The sequence below is a fragment of the Burkholderia sp. MR1-5-21 genome, from assembly GCF_053427715.1.
On sequence record NZ_JBSAXD010000056.1, the window covers coordinates 1 to 20,024 of the forward strand.

20 protein-coding genes are annotated in these 20,024 nt (G+C 66.4%); 2 read left to right on the plus strand and 18 right to left on the minus strand.

Translation table 11 applies throughout. The features are described from left to right. The 4 genes from ACV229_RS39290 to ACV229_RS39305 all read right to left on the minus strand — a co-directional run. On the minus strand, nucleotides 1-219 hold a 219-nt coding region (locus ACV229_RS39290; RefSeq protein WP_448088434.1), incomplete at its 3' end, for an electron transfer flavoprotein subunit beta/FixA family protein. Nucleotides 220-448: 229 nt separating this feature from the next. Continuing rightward, on the minus strand, nucleotides 449-1,243 hold the full coding sequence (locus tag ACV229_RS39295; protein ID WP_448088435.1) for a MetQ/NlpA family ABC transporter substrate-binding protein: 795 nt from the start codon (nucleotides 1,241-1,243) through the stop codon (nucleotides 449-451). Nucleotides 1,244-1,274: 31 nt separating this feature from the next. After that, complete coding sequence (locus tag ACV229_RS39300) at nucleotides 1,275-1,928, minus strand: methionine ABC transporter permease (RefSeq protein ID WP_448088436.1); 654 nt, start codon at nucleotides 1,926-1,928, stop codon at nucleotides 1,275-1,277. Then, complete coding sequence (locus tag ACV229_RS39305) at nucleotides 1,918-2,952, minus strand: methionine ABC transporter ATP-binding protein (RefSeq protein WP_448088437.1); 1,035 nt, start codon at nucleotides 2,950-2,952, stop codon at nucleotides 1,918-1,920. The genes ACV229_RS39300 and ACV229_RS39305 overlap by 11 nt, the downstream gene beginning before the upstream one ends. Before the next feature lie 228 nt (nucleotides 2,953-3,180). On the opposite strand from ACV229_RS39305, the gene ACV229_RS39310 reads away from it, so the two are divergent. Then, nucleotides 3,181-4,077 (plus strand): alpha/beta hydrolase, encoded by an 897-nt coding sequence (locus tag ACV229_RS39310; RefSeq protein WP_448088438.1) that lies wholly within the window; start codon nucleotides 3,181-3,183, stop codon nucleotides 4,075-4,077. A gap of 16 nt (nucleotides 4,078-4,093) precedes the next feature. On the opposite strand, the gene ACV229_RS39315 is transcribed toward ACV229_RS39310, so the two are convergent. After that, the gene (locus tag ACV229_RS39315; protein ID WP_448088439.1) at nucleotides 4,094-5,017 is read right to left on the minus strand and encodes a histone deacetylase family protein; all 924 of its coding nucleotides are present in this window, start codon (nucleotides 5,015-5,017) and stop codon (nucleotides 4,094-4,096) included. 169 nt (nucleotides 5,018-5,186) lie between these two features. On the opposite strand from ACV229_RS39315, the gene mltB reads away from it, so the two are divergent. Then, on the plus strand, nucleotides 5,187-6,461 hold the full coding sequence (mltB, locus tag ACV229_RS39320) for a lytic murein transglycosylase B (RefSeq protein ID WP_448088440.1): 1,275 nt from the start codon (nucleotides 5,187-5,189) through the stop codon (nucleotides 6,459-6,461). A gap of 66 nt (nucleotides 6,462-6,527) precedes the next feature. Here mltB and cysM read toward each other — a convergent pair whose 3' ends face one another. From cysM to pheA, 13 genes are all read right to left on the minus strand, one after another. Beyond that, nucleotides 6,528-7,430: a cysteine synthase CysM gene (cysM, locus tag ACV229_RS39325; RefSeq protein WP_448088441.1), complete on the minus strand. Its 903-nt coding sequence runs from the start codon at nucleotides 7,428-7,430 to the stop codon at nucleotides 6,528-6,530. Between the two features lie 211 nt (nucleotides 7,431-7,641). Beyond that, nucleotides 7,642-8,097: a ComEA family DNA-binding protein gene (locus tag ACV229_RS39330; RefSeq protein WP_448088442.1), complete on the minus strand. Its 456-nt coding sequence runs from the start codon at nucleotides 8,095-8,097 to the stop codon at nucleotides 7,642-7,644. Between the two features lie 74 nt (nucleotides 8,098-8,171). Further along, nucleotides 8,172-9,164 carry an ADP-glyceromanno-heptose 6-epimerase gene (rfaD, locus tag ACV229_RS39335; RefSeq protein WP_448088443.1) on the minus strand — a complete coding sequence of 331 codons (993 nt, stop codon included), beginning with the start codon at nucleotides 9,162-9,164 and terminating at the stop codon, nucleotides 8,172-8,174. Nucleotides 9,165-9,224: 60 nt separating this feature from the next. After that, nucleotides 9,225-10,175 (minus strand): D-glycero-beta-D-manno-heptose-7-phosphate kinase, encoded by a 951-nt coding sequence (rfaE1, locus tag ACV229_RS39340; protein ID WP_448078234.1) that lies wholly within the window; start codon nucleotides 10,173-10,175, stop codon nucleotides 9,225-9,227. Nucleotides 10,176-10,182: 7 nt separating this feature from the next. Next, the gene (locus tag ACV229_RS39345) at nucleotides 10,183-11,583 is read right to left on the minus strand and encodes a UDP-glucose dehydrogenase family protein (RefSeq protein ID WP_448088444.1); all 1,401 of its coding nucleotides are present in this window, start codon (nucleotides 11,581-11,583) and stop codon (nucleotides 10,183-10,185) included. Between the two features lie 93 nt (nucleotides 11,584-11,676). Further along, nucleotides 11,677-12,849, minus strand: coding sequence for a lipopolysaccharide assembly protein LapB (gene lapB, locus ACV229_RS39350; RefSeq protein WP_448088445.1), 1,173 nt, complete (start codon nucleotides 12,847-12,849; stop codon nucleotides 11,677-11,679). Nucleotides 12,850-12,906: 57 nt separating this feature from the next. Beyond that, nucleotides 12,907-13,200 (minus strand): LapA family protein, encoded by a 294-nt coding sequence (locus ACV229_RS39355; RefSeq protein ID WP_448078254.1) that lies wholly within the window; start codon nucleotides 13,198-13,200, stop codon nucleotides 12,907-12,909. A gap of 232 nt (nucleotides 13,201-13,432) precedes the next feature. Continuing rightward, the gene (locus ACV229_RS39360; RefSeq protein ID WP_448088446.1) at nucleotides 13,433-13,756 is read right to left on the minus strand and encodes an integration host factor subunit beta; all 324 of its coding nucleotides are present in this window, start codon (nucleotides 13,754-13,756) and stop codon (nucleotides 13,433-13,435) included. Nucleotides 13,757-13,778: 22 nt separating this feature from the next. Next, nucleotides 13,779-15,491: a 30S ribosomal protein S1 gene (gene rpsA / locus ACV229_RS39365; protein ID WP_448088447.1), complete on the minus strand. Its 1,713-nt coding sequence runs from the start codon at nucleotides 15,489-15,491 to the stop codon at nucleotides 13,779-13,781. 143 nt (nucleotides 15,492-15,634) lie between these two features. Continuing rightward, complete coding sequence (cmk, locus tag ACV229_RS39370; RefSeq protein WP_448088448.1) at nucleotides 15,635-16,321, minus strand: (d)CMP kinase; 687 nt, start codon at nucleotides 16,319-16,321, stop codon at nucleotides 15,635-15,637. Between the two features lie 13 nt (nucleotides 16,322-16,334). After that, nucleotides 16,335-17,639 carry a 3-phosphoshikimate 1-carboxyvinyltransferase gene (gene aroA / locus ACV229_RS39375; protein WP_448088449.1) on the minus strand — a complete coding sequence of 435 codons (1,305 nt, stop codon included), beginning with the start codon at nucleotides 17,637-17,639 and terminating at the stop codon, nucleotides 16,335-16,337. 12 nt (nucleotides 17,640-17,651) lie between these two features. After that, a complete protein-coding gene (locus ACV229_RS39380) occupies nucleotides 17,652-18,683 on the minus strand; it encodes a prephenate dehydrogenase (RefSeq protein ID WP_448088450.1) in 1,032 nt (343 codons plus the stop codon). A 241-nt stretch (nucleotides 18,684-18,924) separates the two neighbouring features. Continuing rightward, entirely contained in the window at nucleotides 18,925-20,007 is a 1,083-nt protein-coding gene (gene pheA, locus ACV229_RS39385; protein WP_448088451.1) for a prephenate dehydratase, read from the minus strand. Nucleotides 20,008-20,024 lie beyond the last annotated feature (17 nt).

Genomic DNA, 20,024 nt, shown 5'->3' on the forward strand with positions numbered 1-20,024 from the left:
ACGCAGCGTTTCCTGCGCCTGCGCAACGCCGACCGACACCGCGACCACTTCAGTCGCGACGCCCGCTTCCTTCAGGCGCACCGCTTCTTCAACGGCGATTTCATCGAACGGGTTCATCGACATCTTCACGTTCGCGATGTCGACACCCGTGTTGTCCGACTTCACGCGGACCTTCACGTTGTAATCGACCACTCTTTTCACTGGCACCAGGATTTTCATGCACACGCTCCAAAGTTACGAATACGACCAGAGGCCATTCTATAGCGAGGCCTCGTGACTGCGCGGCCAAGCGGACCTATCCTTCGTGGCTATCGAGGATACCGCTCCTTTGCGGCGCGCCGATAATAGCGAACGGTCGTTCTATTTTAAAAGAGAAAAAACCCGGACGCAAAGCCCGGGTTTTCGATCATCGCCTCTAATCAGCACCGGGCGCGCCACGTACCGCGCGTTACCAGGCGGCGATGACCGCGCCGCCGAACTTGCCCTCGATGAATTGCTTCACCTCGGGTGAATGATAGGCCGCGACGAGCTTCGCCACCCACGGCTTGCCCCTGTCCGCCTCGCGAATCGCGATGATGTTCGCATACGGGCCGTTCGGACCCTCTATCGCGATCGCATCCTGTTTGGGCTTCAACCCCGCTTCCATCGCGTAATTGGTGTTGATCGCCGCCGCGTCGACGTCGCCGAGCGAGCGCGGGATCTGCGCCGCATCGAGCTCGACGATCTTCAGCTTGTTCGGGTTGTCGACGATATCGAGCGGCGTCGCCTTCAGCCCCGCATCCGCGCGCAGCTTCAGCACGCCCTGCTTCTGCAGCAACAGCAGCGCCCGGCCGCCATTCGTCGGATCGTTCGGGATCGCGATGCGCGCACCGGGCTTCAGCTCGGCGAGCGACTTCACGCGCTTCGAGTAGATGCCCATCGGGAACGTCACGGTGTCGGCCACCTTGATCAGCTTGTAGCCGCGATCCTTCACCTGCGCCTGCAGGTACGGCTCGTGCTGATAGCTGTTCGCATCGAGATCGCCGGCGGCGAGCGCGGCGTTCGGCTGCACGTAGTCGGAGAATTCGACGATCCTGATGTCGAGGCCGCTTTTCGCCGCGACCTTTTTCACCACCTCCATCACCTGCGCGTGCGGGCCGCCCGTCACGCCAACCTTGATGGTCTCCGCATGGGCCTGCGCGCCCGCGAACAGCGCAGCCGCGCCGAGCGCCGCCACGAACTTCAGCATGAACCGTCGTTGCATCGCCTTTCCCCCAAACACGTCGGATATCGTCTTATTTGTGGCTGAGCCGGCGCACGAGCCAGTCGCCGAACGACTGCACGAGCTGCACGAATACGATCAGGATCGCGACCACCGTCCACATCACTTCCGGCAGGTAGCGCTGATAGCCGTAGCGGATGCCCAGATCGCCGAGCCCGCCGCCGCCTATCGCGCCCGCCATCGCCGAATAGCCGACCAGCGACACGAACGTGATCGTCAGCCCCGCAACGACGCCCGGCAGCGATTCCGGCAGCAGCACCTTGAACACGATCTGCGACGTCGTCGCGCCCATCGACTGCGCGGCCTCGATCAGCCCGCGATCCACTTCGCGCAGCGCAGTCTCGACGAGCCGCGCGATGAACGGCGCAGCCGCGAGCGTCAGCGGCACGACCGCCGCGGCGGTGCCGATCGACGAGCCCGTGATGAGCCGCGTAAACGGAATCACCGCGACCAGCAGGATGATGAAAGGCGTCGAACGCACCGCATTGACGACGCCGCCGAGCAAGCGATTCACCGCGAGGTTCTGCAGCACGCCCTGGCGGTCGGTCAGGTAGAGCAGCACGCCGAGCGGCAGCCCGACGAGCGCGCCGACCACGCCGGAGATGCCGACCATGATCAGCGTCTCCCAGAACGACTGCACGAACATGTCGAACATTTCACTCAACATACGAAAGCTCCTCTACCACCACGCCTTGCTCGCGCAGGAACGCGAGCGCCTGTCCGACCTTGCCCGGCTCGCCGCCCGCGAGCACCGCGAGCGAACCGAAGGCCTGGCCCTGGATCTCGTCGATCTGGCCGTGCAGGATGTTGAAATCGAGCTCGTAGCGGCGAATCGTCTCCGACAGGATCGGCTGGTCGACGCCTGAACCGGTAAACGCGAGGCGCAGCAGATGGCCGCTGCCGGTCTTGAGCCGCTCGGCGACGCGTGCCTTCAGCGCGGGCGGCAATTCCTGCGCGATCACGTCGCCGATCAGCGCGCGCGTCACTTCGTGGTGCGGCTGCAGGAACACGTCGATGACCTTGCCCTCCTCGACCACCCGTCCCGCGTCGAGCACCGCGACGCGATCGCACACCTGCTTGATCACTTCCATCTGGTGCGTGATCAGCACGATCGTCAGGCCGAGCTCGCGGTTGATGCGCTTCAGCAGATCGAGGATCGCGCGCGTCGTTTCCGGGTCGAGCGCCGACGTCGCTTCGTCGGACAGCAGCACCTTCGGCTGGCTCGCGAGCGCACGCGCGATGCCGACGCGCTGCTTCTGGCCACCGCTGATCTGTGCCGGATAACGGTCCTTCTGCGCGGACAGCCCGACGAGGTCGAGCAGCGGCAGCACCGCGGCCTCGATGTCCGCGCGGCTCGCGCCGGCCAGCTCGAGCGGCAGCGCGACGTTGTCGAACACCGTGCGCGACGACAGCAGGTTGAAGTGCTGGAAGATCATGCCGATCTCGCGGCGCGCTTCGCGCAGCGCGCGCGCGGGCAGCAGCGTGAGATCGCGCCCGCCGACGACGACGTTGCCTTCGGTCGGCCGGGTCAGCAGGTTGATGGTGCGCACGAGCGTGCTCTTGCCGGCGCCGCTGCGGCCGATGATGCCGAACACCTCACCTTGCGGAATCGTCAGGTTGACGTTGTGCAGCGCCTCCACCCATCCGCTGGGTCCCGGGAAACGCTGCGACAGATTGCGTAATTCGATCATGTAAACAAAACGGCGGACAGCTGGGGAGGCGCCTGTGCAGGCCCCGCCAGTCGGCCGCCGATGCATCTGGAATAGCCGGCGATTTTACCGCAAACGCCTCATTCCCCTTAATAATCGATTTCGATCTTTTCATAACCAGACGAAATTAGAGGAAGCTGCTGGCGCGTGGCGGCTGCGTGGCGTCTATGATCGGGAACGTGAATATCAACGAACCAGGGGACACGCCAGATGACCGCCACCACCACCGCGCCCGCCGCCGCAACGCCTGTCTTGCACCCGCCGCGGATGGGGCGGCTGCGCACCGCCGACGGACTGGAACTGGCGTCGTACCGCTGGCCGGCCGGCGACGGCGCGCCGCGCGCGACGGTTGCGCTCGTGCATGGCCTGGCGGAGCACGCGGGACGCTACGGCGCGCTCGCCGCGCGCCTGAACGCGGCCGGCATCGACGTGCTGGCGGTCGACCTGCGCGGACACGGCCAGTCGCCCGGCAAGCGTGCATGGGTCGAGCGTTTCGACGGTTACCTGAGCGACGCCGATGCGCTCGTCGAAGAGGCTGCGCGCGGCCATTCGCCGCTGTTCCTGATGGGGCACAGCATGGGCGGCGCGGTTGCCGCACTGTATGCGATCGAGCGCGCGCCGGCCCGCGGCCGCGCGTTCGCCGGGCTCGTGCTGTCGAGTCCCGCGCTCGCGCCCGGCCGCGACGTGCCGCGCTGGATGCTCGCGCTGAGCCGCTTCATCAGCCGCGCGTGGCCGACCTTCCCGGCGATCCGGATCGACGCGGCGCTGCTGTCGCGCGATCCTGCCGTCGTCGCGGCCAACCGCGCCGACCCGCTCGTCCATCACGGCGCGGTGCCCGCCCGCACCGGCGCGGAAATTCTCGACGCGATGGCGCGTATCGAACGCGGCCGCGGCGCGCTGCGCCTGCCGGTGCTCGTCTATCACGGCACCGAGGACAAGCTGACCGAGCCGGACGGCAGCCGCGTGTTCGGCGCGCGCGTCGGCTCGCCCGACCGCACGCTGACGCTATACGACGGTGGCTTCCACGAAACGATGAACGATCTCGAACGCGATCGCGTGCTCGACGCATTGATCGCATGGATTCATACGCGCGCGCCGGCGCGCTGAGCGCGGCCGCGCGGCGTCAGATCCCGGCCAGCACGCGCAGGTGCGCGACGACGCTGCGGCCGAGCGCGGACAGGTTGTAGCCGCCCTCGAGGCAGCTGACGATGCGCCCTTGCGCGTGACGGCGCGCGATCTCGACGATCTGCGCTGTCAGCCATTCGAAGTCCGATTCGACGAGGCCGAGGCCGCCGATGTCGTCCTCGCGGTGCGCGTCGAAGCCCGCGGACACGAACAGCATCTGCGGTTTGAACGCGTCGAGACGCGGCAGCCAGAACATGTCGACCGCCTCGCGAATCGCCATCCCGTTGCTGCGCGCGGGCATCGGCAGGTTGACCATGTTCGACGCCTGGTGCTCGACGCCCGAGAACGGGTACAGCGGATGCTGGAAGATGCTGCACATCAGCACGCGCTCGTCGTTCGCGAACGCGGCTTCGGTGCCGTTGCCGTGATGCACGTCGAAATCGACGATCGCGACGCGCTCGAGCCCGTGCACGTCGAGCGCATGGCGCGCGGCGATCGCGACGTTGTTGAAGAAGCAGAAGCCCATCGCGCGCGCCGGTTCCGCATGATGGCCGGGCGGCCGCACGCTGCAGAACGCGTTGTCGTAGCGCCCGCCGATCACCGCATCGGTCGCCGCGATCGCGGCGCCGGCCGCGCGCAGCGCCGCGCGCCACGTATCGCGGTTCATCAGCGTATCGGGATCGATCTCGACGTAGCCGTCGGTCGGCGTCATGCTCCGGATGTAGTCGATATGCGCCTGCGTATGCACGCGCGCGAGCGCGGCTTCGCTCGCGAACGGCGCGGTCTCGTGCACGATCAGGTCGTCGATGCGGCTTGCGATCAACTGGTCCTGGATCGCCGACAGGCGGGCCGGGCATTCCGGATGCCATTGCCCCATCTCGTGCAGCATGCAGTCGGGGTGCGTATAAAAGGCGGTTGCCATAAGCGTCGTCCGCAGCGCGCGGGCGCTGCAGGTCTCCATCTGATGAGGTCCATCGTCTGTCGCGAATTCGCCGCTAACTTACCACAACGGGCGTCCGGTTCGCCCCGTCGCGACAGATGCGTCGGGTATACTGCGCCGAACGCATTCGCCCTGTCCGCTCCGGTTCGTCATGAATTACAACAAGCCTGTCGCCTCCGTTTCCGCACTGTTCCGTGCGCGCCTCCCGCTCGTTGCCGCTGCCCTCATCGCCGCCGTCGCTGCCGCGCCGGCCGGCGCGCAGACGCAGCCCGCGGCGGCCGCCGGCAAGCTCATCGCGCAGGACCAGCCGCAGCAGCCGGCGCCGCAAGGCCAGACCTTCGAAGAAGAGATCGTCCCCCAACGCTACGCGAACAACGCGCAGGTGGACGCGTTCATCAACGACATGGTGAGCCGCCACGCCTTCGATCCCGCCAGCCTGCAAGCGCTCTTCGCACGCGTCAGCTATTCGGCGACCGCGGTGAAGCTCGTGAAGCCCGCGGCGTCGCCGACCGTGAAGAACTGGCGCGTGTACCGCTCGCGTTTCATCGAACCGATCCGCATCAACGCAGGCGTGAAGTTCTGGAAGGCGAACCAGGCGACGCTGCAGCGCGCGTCGGAAGAATTCGGCGTACCGCCGGAGGTGATCGTCGGCATCATCGGCGTCGAAACGATCTACGGCCGGTACATGGGCAACTTCCGCGTGCTCGATGCGCTGACGACGCTCACGTTCGATTACCCGGACACGCCGAATCGGGACAGCCGCCAGGTGACGTTCCGCAAGAACCTCGAGGATTTCCTCGTCTGGACGCGCGACAACCAGCTCGACCCGACGACCATGCTCGGCTCGTATACGGGCGCAATCGGCATTCCGCAGTTCCTGCCGAGCAGCATCCGTGAATATGCGGTCGATTACGAAGGCAACGGCCACGTCGACCTGCGCAACAGTCCGGCCGACGCGATCGGCAGCGTCGCGAACTACCTGAAGCAGCATGGCTGGGAGACCGATCGCCCGGTGGTCTGGCAGATCGCCCCCGACACCGGCAGCCAGGGCATCGCGCAGGCCGCGGCCGACGGCCAGCCGGAACCGCACTGGGCGCTGTCGCAATTGCTGCAAGCGGGCATGACGCTCAACGAGCCGTCGGTCGACATCGGGTCCGAGGCAGGCACGCCTGTCACCGTCGTCGACCTGCCGTCTCCGGGGCGCGCGACCGAGTACATGCTCGGGCTCAAGAATTTCTACGTGCTGACGCGCTACAACCGCAGCTTCTTCTATGCACTCACCGTCTATCAGCTCGGTGAGGCCGTGAAGGCGCAGATGGAAGCAACCGGCGCGCTCGCGCCCGCACCCACGTCCGCACCCACGTCCGCACCCGCCCCGACGCCCGCGCCCGCTGCCGGCACCAACGCGCAGGCGCCAGCGCAGTAAGCGCGCGCCGTTCGCCAAATGAAAAAAGCGCCGCGGCGCTTTTTCGTTGTGTGAGACCGGCGTCGCTTACGCGGGAAACACACCCGTCGACAGATAGCGGTCGCCGCGATCGCAAACGATGAACACGATCGTCGCGTTCTCGACCTGGCGCGCGATCCGCAGCGCGACTTCGCATGCGCCGCCCGACGAGATGCCGGCGAAGATGCCCTCGACAGCCGCGAGATTGCGCGCAGCCGCTTCGGATGCCGCCTGGCTCACGTTTTCGACGCGGTCGACGCGGCTGCGGTCGAAGATCTTCGGCAGGTACGCTTCCGGCCACTTGCGGATGCCGGGGATGCGCGAGCCTTCCTCCGGTTGCGCGCCGACGATTTCGATCGACGGATTCTGCTCCTTCAGATACCGCGACACGCCCATGATCGTGCCCGTCGTGCCCATCGCCGACACGAAGTGCGTAATGCGGCCCTCGGTGTCGCGCCAGATTTCCGGGCCCGTCGCTTCGTAATGCGCGAGCGGGTTGTCGAGGTTCGCGAACTGGTCGAGGATCACCCCCTTGCCTTCGCGCTGCATCTGGTCCGCGAGGTCGCGTGCCAGCTCCATCCCGCCCTTCACCGGCGTCAGGACGATTTCCGCGCCATAGGCCGCCATGCTCTGACGCCGTTCGACCGACAGGTCCTCCGGCATGATCAGCACCATCTTGTAGCCGCGAATCGCCGCGGCCATCGCGAGCGCGATGCCCGTGTTGCCGCTCGTTGCCTCGATCAGCGTGTCGCCCGGCTTGATGCGGCCGCGTTCCTCGGCCTTGCGGATCATCGACAGCGCCGGGCGATCCTTCACGGACCCCGCCGGGTTGTTGCCTTCCAGCTTCGCGAGAATCACGTTGTTGCGTGCGCGAATCTCGTCGTCCGGCAAGCGGACCAGTTGAACGAGCGGCGTGTTGCCGATCGTGTCTTCGATAGTTTTGTAAGCCATGGACGTACCGTGAGTGCGATGCCGATCAAGCGGTCGATTCTAAACCAGCGACGCAACCCTTGCCGGCTATCCCCATTGCGGCGATGGAATACCGATGCCGGGAAGCGGCTGGCACACAGGTGGATCCGGCACGCAAAAAACCCGCGGCATGCCGCGGGAAACCGTCGCGAGGACGGCGGCTGAAGGAGCCTGATGGTCCGGTGCGCGAGCGTTATTTCTGCGCGGTGCGCGCAGCGGGGGCGGCTTGTTTCGCTGCCGGCGCGGCGGCCGGTACAGCGGCGGATTTGCCCGCGGCGTGCGACGCTACGCCTGCGCCGGCCGCGCCTATGCCGGCCGCACCTGAGCCGGCCGCACCTACGCCGGCCGCGCCTACGCCGGCCGCGCCTACGCCGGCCGCGCCTACGCCGGCCGCACCAATCGTCAGCCCTTCGCGCTGCAGGCGCTCGACGGTATGGCCGCCCATGCCCTTCACGCGCGTGGCGAGATCGTCCGCGTTCTTGAACGGGCCGCGTGCATTGCGTTCGTCGAGGATCGCCTTCGCCCTCGCGGGCCCGATGCCCCTGATGCCGACGAGCGCATCCTCGCCCGCGCTGTTGACGTCGACGGCCGCCCACGCCGACGCGACCGCGCCGAGCATGGCTGCCGCTGCGAACCATTTCTTGATCATGTTCCGGATCTCCTGGTGAAACCGGCCGGCGGCTGCCGACCGTGAAACCCAGTCTAACGATCCGGCGCGCCGGCTTAAACCTGGCCGGACAGCCAACGTACGTAGCGGTCGACGCCTTCCTGCACCGTCAGGAACGGCGCGTCGTAGCCGGCTGCGCGCAGCTTCGTCTGGTCCGCCTGCGTGAAGCACTGGTACTTGCCGCGCAGCGCATCCGGGAACGGCACGTATTCGATCAGGCCCTGCTCGACCTGCTGCGCGAGCGACAGCGGCGGCAGGTTGTCGAGCGCGCGCAGCGTGTTGACCACCGACGTCGCGACATCGTTGAACGGCTGCGCACGGCCCGTGCCGAGATTGAAGATGCCCGACTTCTCCGGATGATCGAAGAAGAACAGGTTGACCTTCACGACGTCCTCGATCGACACGAAGTCGCGCGTCTGCTCGCCCGGCGCGTAGCCGTTGTACTCGCCGAACAGCTTGACCTTGCCTTCCGCGCGGAGCTGGTTGAAGTTGTGGAACGCGACCGACGCCATGCGGCCCTTGTGCGTCTCGCGCGGGCCGTACACATTGAAGTAGCGGAAACCGGCGATCTGGCTCTTCGCGCTCGGCAGCACGCGGCGGATCACCTGGTCGAACAGGAACTTCGAATAGCCGTAGATGTTGAGCGGCGCCTCGACCTCACGCTCCTCGACGAAGCGCGTCGAGCCGCCGTAGGTTGCCGCCGATGACGCGTACAGGAACTGCGCGCCCTGTGCGAGGCACGCGTCGAGCACGCCACGGCTGTAGCGGAAGTTGTTGTCCATCATGTAGCGGCCGTCGTGTTCCATCGTGTCCGAACACGCGCCTTCGTGGAACACCGCACGCACCTTGCCGAAGTCGCCGCGCGCGAAGCGCTCGACGAATTCGGTCTTGTCGAGGTAATCGTCGATCTCGCAGTCGACGAGGTTCCGGAACTTGTCCGCGCGCGTCAGGTTGTCGACCGCGATGATGCGGGTTTCGCCGCGCTCGTTGAGCGCCTTGACGATGTTCGCGCCGATGAAACCGGCCGCGCCGGTGACGATGAGGGTCATGGTCGTCCTTCCTGCCAGAAATGAATACAACGCCGCGCGCGGCCTGCCGCGCGCATGCGCTCAATGAAACAGTTCGTCGTAATCGACCGTGGCGGTGCCGAGCTTGCCGACCACGATCCCCGCCGCGCGGTTCGCGAGCACGACCGCGTCGACGAGCGGCACGCCCGCGCCGAGCATCGTCGCGACCGTCGCGATCACCGTGTCGCCCGCGCCGGACACGTCGAACACCTCGCGCGCGAGCGCGGGCGCGTGCAGTTCGCCCGTGCCGGAGAACAGCGTCATGCCCTCCTCCGAGCGCGTGAGCAGCAGCGCGTCGATGTCGAGCGACGCGCGGAGCTTCGCGACCCGCTCGCGCAGGTCGTCTTCCGACTTCCAGTGCCCGACGACTTCGCGCAGCTCGGCACGGTTCGGCGTGATCAGCGACGCGCCGCGATAGCGCTCCCAGTCGTCGCCCTTCGGGTCGACGAGCACGGGCTTGCCTGCCGCTCGCGCCTTCGCGATCATCGTCGTCACGTGCGTGAGCCCGCCCTTCGCGTAATCCGACATCAGGATCACGTCATGCTGCGGCAACAGTGCATCGAAACGCGCGAGGCCCGCGAGCAGCACCTCGTGCGTCGGCGTCGCCTCGAAGTCGACGCGCAGCAACTGCTGCTGGCGCGCGAGCACGCGCAGCTTGATCGTGGTCGGCAGCGCCGGGTCGCGTTCGAGATGCGGCGTCACGCCGCTGCTGCCGAGCAGCTCGACGATCCGCTCGCCCGGCTCGTCGCAGCCGACGACGCACAGCAGCCCCGCCCGGCCGCCGAGCGTCACCGCGTTGCGGGCGACGTTCGCCGCGCCGCCGAGCCGCTCTTCCTGGCGCTGCACGTGCACGACCGGCACCGGTGCCTCCGGCGAGATGCGATCGACGTTGCCGAACCAGTAGCGGTCGAGCATCACGTCGCCGACGACGAGCACGCGCGAGCGCGCGATCTGTTCGCGCGGCACCGGCCCCACTTCGCGAGGAGTGCTCATCGTGCGGTCATCCACGGGTGACAGTCTGCGGATCGACGTGGGGGCGTCCGATCGCGTAGTAATCGATGCCGAGTTCGGCCATCGCGTCCGGCTCGTACAGGTTGCGGCCGTCGAAGATCACCGGCGCCTTCAGTTCCGCCTTCAGGCGCGCGAAATCGGGGCTCCTGAATTCCTTCCATTCGGTGACGATCACGAGCGCGTCCGCGCCCGTCACGGCCACGTCCTGCGTGTCGACGAAGTGCAGGCGCGACAACGCATCCGAATCGGTGCCGAAATCCAGCGCGAACACGCGGCGCGCCTCGTCGATCGCGACCGGATCGTACGCGCGCACCGTGGCGCCGCGTTCCAGCAGCGCGGCGATCAGGCGGCGGCTCGGCGCTTCGCGCATGTCGTCGGTGTTCGGCTTGAACGCGAGACCCCAGACCGCGAATTCGCGGCCGGTCAGATCCGCGCCGAAGCGCCGCTCGATCTTGGCGATCAGCACGTTCTTCTGTTCGTGGTTGGCGGCCTCGACCGCCTCGAGGATGCGCAGCGGCTGGCCGTTCTCGCCCGCGGTGCGGATCAGCGCCTGCACGTCCTTCGGGAAGCACGAGCCGCCGTAACCGACGCCCGCATACAGGAAGTGATAGCCGATGCGCGGATCGGAGCCGATCCCGCGCCGCACGGCCTCGATGTCCGCACCGACCTTGTCGGCGAGGTTCGACATCTCGTTCATGAACGAGATGCGGGTCGCGAGCATCGCGTTCGCCGCATACTTCGTGAATTCCGCCGAACGCACGTCCATGTAGATCGTGCGCTCGTGATTGCGGTTGAACGGCGCGTACAGCTTCTTCATCTTCTCGCGCGCGATCGCGCCCGTCTCGTCGTCGTCGACGCCGATGATGATCCGGTCCGGACGCATGAAGTCCTCGACCGCCGCGCCTTCCTTCAGGAATTCCGGATTCGACACGACCGAAAAGCGGTGCGCGACACTGCCCGCGAGGCCGCGTGCGGCCAGCGCCTCGTCTACGACGGTGCGCACGCGCTGCGCGGTGCCGACCGGCACGGTCGACTTGTCGACGATCACCTTGAAGGCGGTCATGTGGCGGCCGATGTTGCGCGCGGCCTCGAGCACATATTGCAGGTCGGCCGAGCCGTCTTCGTCCGGCGGCGTGCCCACTGCGATGAACTGGATCTCGCCGTGCGCGACGCTCGCCTCGACGTCGGTCGAGAAGCGCAGGCGTGCCGCCGCGCGGTTGCGGGCAATGATGTCCTGCAGGCCGGGTTCGTGGATCGGCATGCCGCCGTTGTTCAGGATGTCGATCTTGCGCTGATCGACGTCGAGACAGAAAACGTCGTGGCCGATCTCCGCCAGACACGCGCCCGTGACGAGACCGACGTAACCGGTGCCGATGATGGTGATTTTCATAGATGTTCCGGTGAAGGTTCCCGGTAATTGACTAACTTGGCCGCCGGGACGGGCCCGGCGGCAACCGCATCGCGTTCGTCCCGCCTGCCGGAATCAGCTCGGCATCGCAGGTTCGACGCGGCGCGGCGCATAGGTTTCCCAACCGCTGCATCCCGGGCATTGCCAGTAGAAGAGCCGTGCCCGGAAACCGCAATTCTGGCACGTATACCGTGGCAGATTTTTGGTGCGCTGCTTGATCAGCGCACGCATCATTTCAAGTTCCTTACGACGCGGTTCGTCGGCCGCCGCGATCTGCGCGTCGAGCAGGTGCAGCATGCCCGACAGGTTCGGCGACTTCTCCATCTGCGTACGCGCGAGCGTGTGCGCGGCGTCCTGGCCGCGCAAGCCGGCGATGTGCTGATATGCGATGTCGAGCAGGTCGTTCGACGCATAGCGGTCGACGTAATCGATCAGCAGCGCCGTGCCTTCGCTCGTCCGGTCGAGCGCAATGTACGACTTCATCAGCTTGTCGGCGACGAGCGGCAGGTAGGCCGGGTTCTGCGCTTCGACACGCTTCCAGTGGTCGATCGCAGCCTCGTGATCGCCCGCCGCCGCCGCAGTGTCGCCGGACAGGATCGTCGCGCGCACATTCTGCGGATTCGCGACCAGCGCGAGCCGCAATTGCTCCGCGGCGGCCTCTGCGTTCTTGCGCTGCAGCGCGTCCTGCGCGAGCTCGCAGTGGAACTGCGCGATCTCGGTGCCGAGCGGCTTCTCGTCCATCGATTCGATGCGCTTCGCGGTGTCGATCGACTTGTTCCAGTCCTTTTCGATCTCGTAGATCGTCAGGAGTGCGCGTTGTGCGCCGAGCGCATAGTCGCCGTCGGCAAGCATGTGAAACGTCTCTTCCGCGCGATCGAGCAGGCCGGCCTTCAGGAAATCCTGGCCGAGCTCATACAGCGCGTGGTCGCGTTCGCTGACCGGCAGGTCGGTTCGGCTCAGCAGGTTCTGGTGCACGCGGATCGCGCGGTCCGTCTCGCCGCGACGGCGGAACAGGTTGCCGAGCGCGAAGTGCAGTTCGACCGTTTCGGGGTCGAGCTTCGCGACTTCGATGAACGCGTCGATCGCCTTGTCGGGTTGTTCGTTCAGCAGAAAATTGAGACCGCGGAAATACGACCGCGGCAAGTTGGCGCTCTCCGAAAGGAGATTCTTCAGGTCATAGCGTGACGCCGCCCAGCCGAGCGCGAAAGCGACCGGAATCGCGAGCAACCACCAGAAATCCAGATCCATGCGAAATATCGAAGCGGAAACGAAAACCGCGCGGCGTTTCGCGCGGCTTCGGGTCGGTTAAATGACGGGCGGCATCGGCGGCTGGTCGATGACCGCCGGCGTTTCGCGTGCGGCGCGAAGATCGCGCTTCAGGCGTCCGTTCTCGATGCGCATGCGGAAGATCGCAGGCAGCGCGGACAGCAGACCAGCAATCAGGCCGACACCGAAGAAGGCGAGACCGATCAGGATCAGCGGAGCTTGCCACGTGTAGCCGGCGAGGAAATTCAGCGTCGCGGTTTGCGTATTGGCCAATGCGAGCACCAGCAACAGCACGAACACCAATACCCGGATCAGCCAGACGATAAACTTCATGAAGCCCTCTCTTTGATTGAGATTTCGCCGCGGCGCGCGACTCCCCTTCGCGCCGCCGTATCGACCCGTATTGTAAAGGATGCGTTTCGGCGTCTGCGCATCCGATGCGGCACGTGCCGTCGCATGCGCGTCGCATCAAGCATACGAAGCGCTCCTGAAAATAAAAAAAGCGCCCGCATGGGGCGCTTATCTTCAGCCGTTGCCGGATGAGTTCCGGGCGATCGAACGACGCTTACTGCTCGTCGTCCGGCTCCTCGGCCTTCAACGGTTCGCCGGCGCGGCCGTCGACGCGTTCGCGCAATTCCTTGCCGGGCTTGAAGTGCGGCACGAACTTCTCGGGCACCTGCACTTTCTCCCCCGACTTCGGGTTGCGCCCGACGCGCGCCGGGCGACGATTGAGGCCGAAGCTGCCGAAACCCCGAATTTCGATGCGATGCCCTTTGGACAGTGCATCGGACATCGCATCGAGCATCGTCTTCACCGCGAAATCCGCATCCTTGAGGACAAGTTGCGGAAATCGCGATGCCAGCTGCGCGACCAACTCGGATTTGGTCATACTTCAGCAGACCTCGTAAGGCTTACTGGTTCTGGCCGTCGAGCTTGGCCTTCAGCAGTGCGCCGAGGTTGGTCGTACCGGTCGCAGCCGAGCTGGTGTCGGCTTGCAGGCCGCGGATCGCTTCCTGTTGTTCGGCCGAATCCTTCGCCTTGATCGACAGGTTGATACCGCGCGACTTGCGATCGATGTTGATCACCATCGCGTTGACCTTGTCGCCTTCCTTCAGCACGTTGCGTGCGTCTTCGACGCGATCCTGCGAGATTTCCGACGCGCGCAGGTAGCCTTCGACGTCGCCCGTCAGCGTGATGACCGCGCCCTTCGCATCGACCGTCTTCACGACGCCGTCGACGATCGAGCCCTTGTCGTTCATTGCAACGTAGTTGCTGAACGGGTCGCCTTCGAGCTGCTTGATGCCGAGCGAAATACGCTCCTTCTCGACGTCGATACCGAGCACGATTGCTTCGACTTCGTCGCCCTTCTTGTACTTGCGAACGGCTTCTTCGCCGGTTTCGCTCCACGAGAGGTCCGACAGGTGGACCAGGCCGTCGATGCCGCCCGGCAGACCGATGAACACGCCGAAGTCGGTGATCGACTTGATTGCGCCCGTGATCTTGTCGCCCTTCTTGAAGTTGCGGCTGAAGTCATCCCACGGATTCGGCTTGCACTGCTTCATGCCGAGGCTGATACGACGACGGTCTTCGTCGATCTCGAGGACCATGACTTCGACTTCGTCGCCGAGCTGGACAACCTTCGACGGAGCGACGTTCTTGTTCGTCCAGTCCATTTCCGACACGTGGACCAGGCCTTCGATGCCCGATTCCACTTCGACGAATGCGCCGTAGTCGGTGATGTTCGTGACCTTGCCGAACAGGCGGGTGCCCGACGGGTAACGGCGCGAGATGCCTTCCCACGGATCGTCGCCCAGTTGCTTGATGCCCAGCGAGACGCGGTTCTTCTCTTGGTCGAACTTGAGGATCTTCGCGGTGACTTCCTGGCCAACCGACAGGACTTCGCTCGGGTGACGCACGCGGCGCCATGCGATGTCGGTGATGTGCAGCAGGCCGTCGATGCCGCCGAGGTCCACGAACGCGCCGTAGTCGGTGATGTTCTTGACCACGCCGTTGACGATCGCGCCTTCCTTCAGCGTCTCGAGCAGCTTCGCGCGCTCTTCGCCTTGCGTTGCTTCGATCACTGCGCGGCGCGACAGCACGACGTTGTTACGCTTGCGATCGAGCTTGATCACGCGGAACTCGAGCGTCTTGCCTTCGTACGGGGTCGTGTCCTTGACCGGACGCGTGTCGACCAGCGAACCCGGCAGGAACGCGCGGATGCCGTTGACCATCACGGTCATGCCGCCCTTCACCTTGCCGGTGATGGTGCCGGTGACCAGTTCGTTGTTGTCGAGTGCCTTTTCCAGCGACAGCCACGATGCAAGGCGCTTCGCCTTGTCGCGCGACAGGATCGTGTCGCCGTAGCCGTTTTCCAGCGCGTCGATCGCGACGGAAACGAAATCGCCCGACTGCACCTCAACCTCGCCCTGATCGTTCAGGAATTCCTCGATCGGAATGTAAGCCTCGGACTTGAGGCCTGCATTGACGACCACGAAGTTGTGGTCGACGCGCACGACTTCGGCGGAAATCACTTCGCCGGCGCGCATGTCTTGGCGGGTCAGCGACTCTTCGAACAGAGCCGCGAAAGATTCAGTATTCGGGTTGGAGGTTTGCAGGTCGGACATAAAAATCTGATTGTGCATGGATCGCTGTGCCACGCCGGCCGGAATGGTCGGCTGAAAGGGCCAGATCGAAGTCCACACGGGGTTAAGGGTTCAAAACACGCTCCGCGCTTGCGGCGCGGAGCACCTGCTGCTGCCCTGCCTGGTCAGGCGGGCTGGCCGAGCGCCCGGTACCACTGCAGCACCTGGTCGACCGCCTGGTCGACCGAAAGCGCCGATGTATCGAGCAGCTTGGCATCTGCCGCGGGCTTCAGCGGCGCGGCCGCGCGATTGCTGTCGCGCGCGTCGCGTTCACGAAGATCCCGGAGCAAGTTATCTATATTAGCAGAAAATCCTTTTTGCATCAATTGCTTATGCCGTCTGGCCGCGCGTGCCTCGACGCTGGCCGTCAGGAACACCTTCAGCCCGGCGTCCGGGAAGATCACCGTGCCCATGTCGCGGCCGTCCGCGACGAGGCCCGGCGTCTTGCGGAACGCGCGCTGGCGGGCGACGAGCGCCGTGCGCACGGGCGCGTGCACGGCAATCGCGGATGCGCGGTTGCCGACCGCCTCGGCACGGATGTCGTTCGACACATCCGCGCCATCGAGCTGCGCACAGCCTTCGCGGAACGTGATGTGCAGATCGTCGATCAGCTTCTCGAGCGCGTCGACGTCGTCCGCCTCGATGTCGTAGCGCATGCTCGCGAGCGCGGCGAGACGGTACAGCGCGCCGCTGTCGAGCAGGTGGAAGCCGAGGTTCGCGGCGACGAGCGCCGCGACGGTGCCCTTGCCGGAGGCGGTCGGGCCGTCGATCGTGATGACCGGTGTCTGGTGAAAGGGGCGGGTCGATTTCATCGGGTCAGTCGGGTCAGGCCTTGGCGAGCGCGGTGAAGCGGTCGAAATAGTCGGGGAACGTCTTGCCGACGCATTTCGGGTCGTTGATGCGCACCGGCACGCCGCCCAGGCTCACGAGCGAGAAGCACATCGCCATCCGGTGATCGTCGTACGTGTCGATAGCCGCATTCGGCGTCAGCGCCGCGGGCGGCGTGACCACGAGATAGTCCGGCCCTTCGTCGACCGTCGCGCCGACCTTGCGCAGTTCGGTCGCCATCGCCGCGATGCGGTCGGTTTCCTTCACGCGCCAGCTTGCGATGTTGCGCAGCGTGCTCGGGCCGTCGGCGAACAGCGCCGCGACCGCGATCGTCATCGCCGCGTCGGGAATCAGGTTGAAATCCATGTCGACCGGCGCGAGCTTGCCGTGGTCGTGGCCGATCCCGCGGACTTCGATCCAGTCGTCGCCCATCGTCACGTTCGCGCCCATCTGCATCAGCGCGTTCGCGAAGCCGACATCGCCCTGGATGCTCGCGCGCCCGACGCCCTCGACGCGCAGCGGGCCGCCGCCGAGCGCGCCGGCCGCGAGGAAGTACGACGCCGACGACGCATCGCCCTCGACCATGATCTGCCCCGGCGAGCGGTAGCGGATGCCGGCCGGCACGATGAAGCGCTGCCAGCCGTCGCGCTCGACGGTCACGCCGAAACGCGCCATCAGCTTGATCGTGATCTCGATGTAGGGCTTCGAGATCAGTTCGCCGTCGACCTCGACGACGATCCGGCCGTCGCTCGACTTCACGAGCGGCAGCGTCATCAGCAGCGCGGTCAGGAACTGGCTCGATACGTCGCCGCGCACCTTGATCGGCGCATCGACCGAGATCGACGCCGGCTTGATGCGCAGCGGCGGAAAGCCTTCGTTCAGTTCGTAATCGATCTGCGCGCCGATCTGCCGCAGCCCGTCGACGAGATCGCCGATCGGCCGTTCGTGCATGCGCGGCACGCCATGCACGCGATAGTCGCCGCCGTTGACCGCGAGCGCCGCCGTCAGCGGCCGCACGGCCGTCCCCGCGTTACCGAGGAACAGGTCCGCCGTCTTCGCGGTGAACGCGCCGCGCGTGCCCGTGACGACGCAGGTGTCGCCGTCGCGCGCGAGCTTCACACCCAGCTTGCCGAGCGCATCGAGCATCACGCGCGTGTCGTCGGAATCAAGCAGGTTGGTAATCGTCGTTTCGCCTTCGGCGAGCGCCGCGAGCAGCAGCACGCGATTCGAAATGCTCTTCGAGCCGGGCAGGCGCACGGTGCCCGACGCGCTCGAGTACGGGCCGAGATCGAGATATTCCATGGGAGCTTCCTGTTATTTCCTGTTCGTTTCAGACGTGCCGGCCATCCGGGGGCCGTCCGTCCCGTGTCGATCTTCCGGGTCCGGCGTTCCGGGGGCCGGCGCTGCGGCAGTCTGCCGATCAGCGGCGGGCTCGCCCGAAACGGCCTTGCCGCCGCGCTCCTGCCACGCCGAACGCGCCGCGCGCGAACGCGAGAACACGTCCTCGAGCGCCGCGCCGTCGCCGGCGTCGATCGCGGCGCGCAGCCGCGCGAGCACGCGCGTGTAGCCGTCGAGTTCGTCGAGCAGCGCCGCGCGGTTCGCGACGCAAATGTCGCGCCACATTTCAGGACTCGACGCAGCAATGCGCGTGAAGTCGCGAAAACCGCCCGCCGCATAGGAGAATTTCAATTCCGCGTCCGCCTCGCCGAGGATCTGCTCGACGAGCGCGAACGACAGCACGTGCGGCAGATGACTCACCGATGCGAACACGCGATCGTGCTGCGCCGCGCTCATCGTCCGCACGTCGGCGCCCGTCGCTCGCCACATCGCGTCGATGCGCGCAACCGACTCGGCCGGATTCTCCGGCAGCGGGCACAGCACGACGTTGCGCCCGACGTACAGGTCCGGCAGCGCGGCCTCGACGCCGCTCGACTCGCGACCGGCGATCGGGTGCCCCGGCACGAACTGCGCAATGCGCGCACCGAGCGCGTCGCGCGCCGCTGCGACGACGTCCGACTTGGTGCTGCCCGCGTCGGTGACGATCGTCGCGTCGTCGAGCCACGGCGCGATCCGCGCGAGCAGCGGGCCTGTCTGCGCGACCGGCGCGGCGATCAGCACCAGATCGGCGCCGGCGAGCGCATCGCGCAACTGCGCCTCGTCGTCGAGCGCGGCAGCGCGATCGATCACGCCGAGCGCAAGCGCCCGGGCGACCGACGCCGACGAGCGCCCGACGCCGACGATCTCGCCCGCCTCACCCGGCGCACGCTCGCGCAGCGCACGGGCCAGCGATCCGCCGATCAGGCCGACACCGAAAATGACCAGTTTGTTGAATGCAAAGCCTGACACGACTCGAACCAAGTGACGCGTGCCGGCCGATGCCGTGTCACGCTGAAATCCAGATTCCGGGTGTCCGGGCACCGTCCGGCGCGCGATCCGCGCCGCACACTGCCCGCCCCCGCCTTCGGCAGCGCCCGCGGGCCTGCCGTCTCACCGCACCGCGCCGCGCCTGCCGGCTCGCGTGACGACACCATCGCCCGCCGACCGGCATCATGCTGCCCGCACGTCGGCCAGGCAGCCGCGCGACGCTTCAGCGCGCGCGCGGATACGAACCGAGAATCTTCAGGAACGCGGCCTTCTGGCCCAGCTCCGTCAGCGCGGCCGCTACCGATGCGTCGTCCCGGTGCCCTTCGATGTCGATGTAGAAGTAGTACTCCCACGTACCGACGCGCGCCGGGCGCGACTCGAAGCGCGTCATCGACACGCCGTGCCGCGCGAGCGGCTCGAGCAGCTTGAACACGGCGCCCGGCTCGTTCTTCACCGACACGATCAGCGACGTCTGGTCGTGGCCGCTCGGCCCCGCCGGCTGCTTGCCGACGATCACGAAGCGGGTCCGGTTGTGCGGATCGTCCTGGATCAGCGCGAACGCGATCTGCAGGCCGTAGTGCGCGGCCGCGCGATCGCCGGCGATCGCGGCGACCGTCGGGTCGGCCGCCGCGAGGCGCGCCGCCTCGGCATTGCTTGCGACCGCCTGCCGCTCGAGCCGCGGCGCGTTCGCCGAGAGCCAGTGCTGGCACTGCGCGAGCGCCTGCGCATGCGCGCACACGCGCTTCACGCCGTCGAGCGTGCCGCCCTGCGTGAGCAGGTTGTGATGGATCGGCAGCGCGAGTTCGCCGCCGATCAGCAGCGGGGTCTGCAGCAGCAGGTCGAGCGTGCGCGACACCGCGCCTTCGGTCGAATTCTCGACCGGCGCAACGCCGAACGCCGTGGCGCCTGCCTCGACCGAGCGGAACACCTCGTCGATCGACGGGCACGGCAGCCCTTCGATCGACTGGCCGAAATACTCGAACATCGCCTGTTCGGTATACGTGCCGACCGGCCCGAGGAACGCGACGTGGATCGTCTGCTCGAGCGCGCGGCTCGCGGCCATGATCTCGCGCCAGATCGCGCTGATGTGCTCGCTCGCGAGCGGGCCCGCGCTCATGTCCTGCAGCCGGGCGATCACCTGCAGTTCGCGTTCCGGCCGGAACACCGGCGCGTTGAAATGCTTCTTGACCTCGCCCACCTCCAGCGCCACCGCGGCGCGCTGGTTCAGGAGCGCGATCAGCTGCGCGTCGATCGCATCGATGCGGTCGCGCAGCGGTTTCAGGCGGGAATTCAGTTCGTCGTCCATGCGTAATTGCCGTGCTG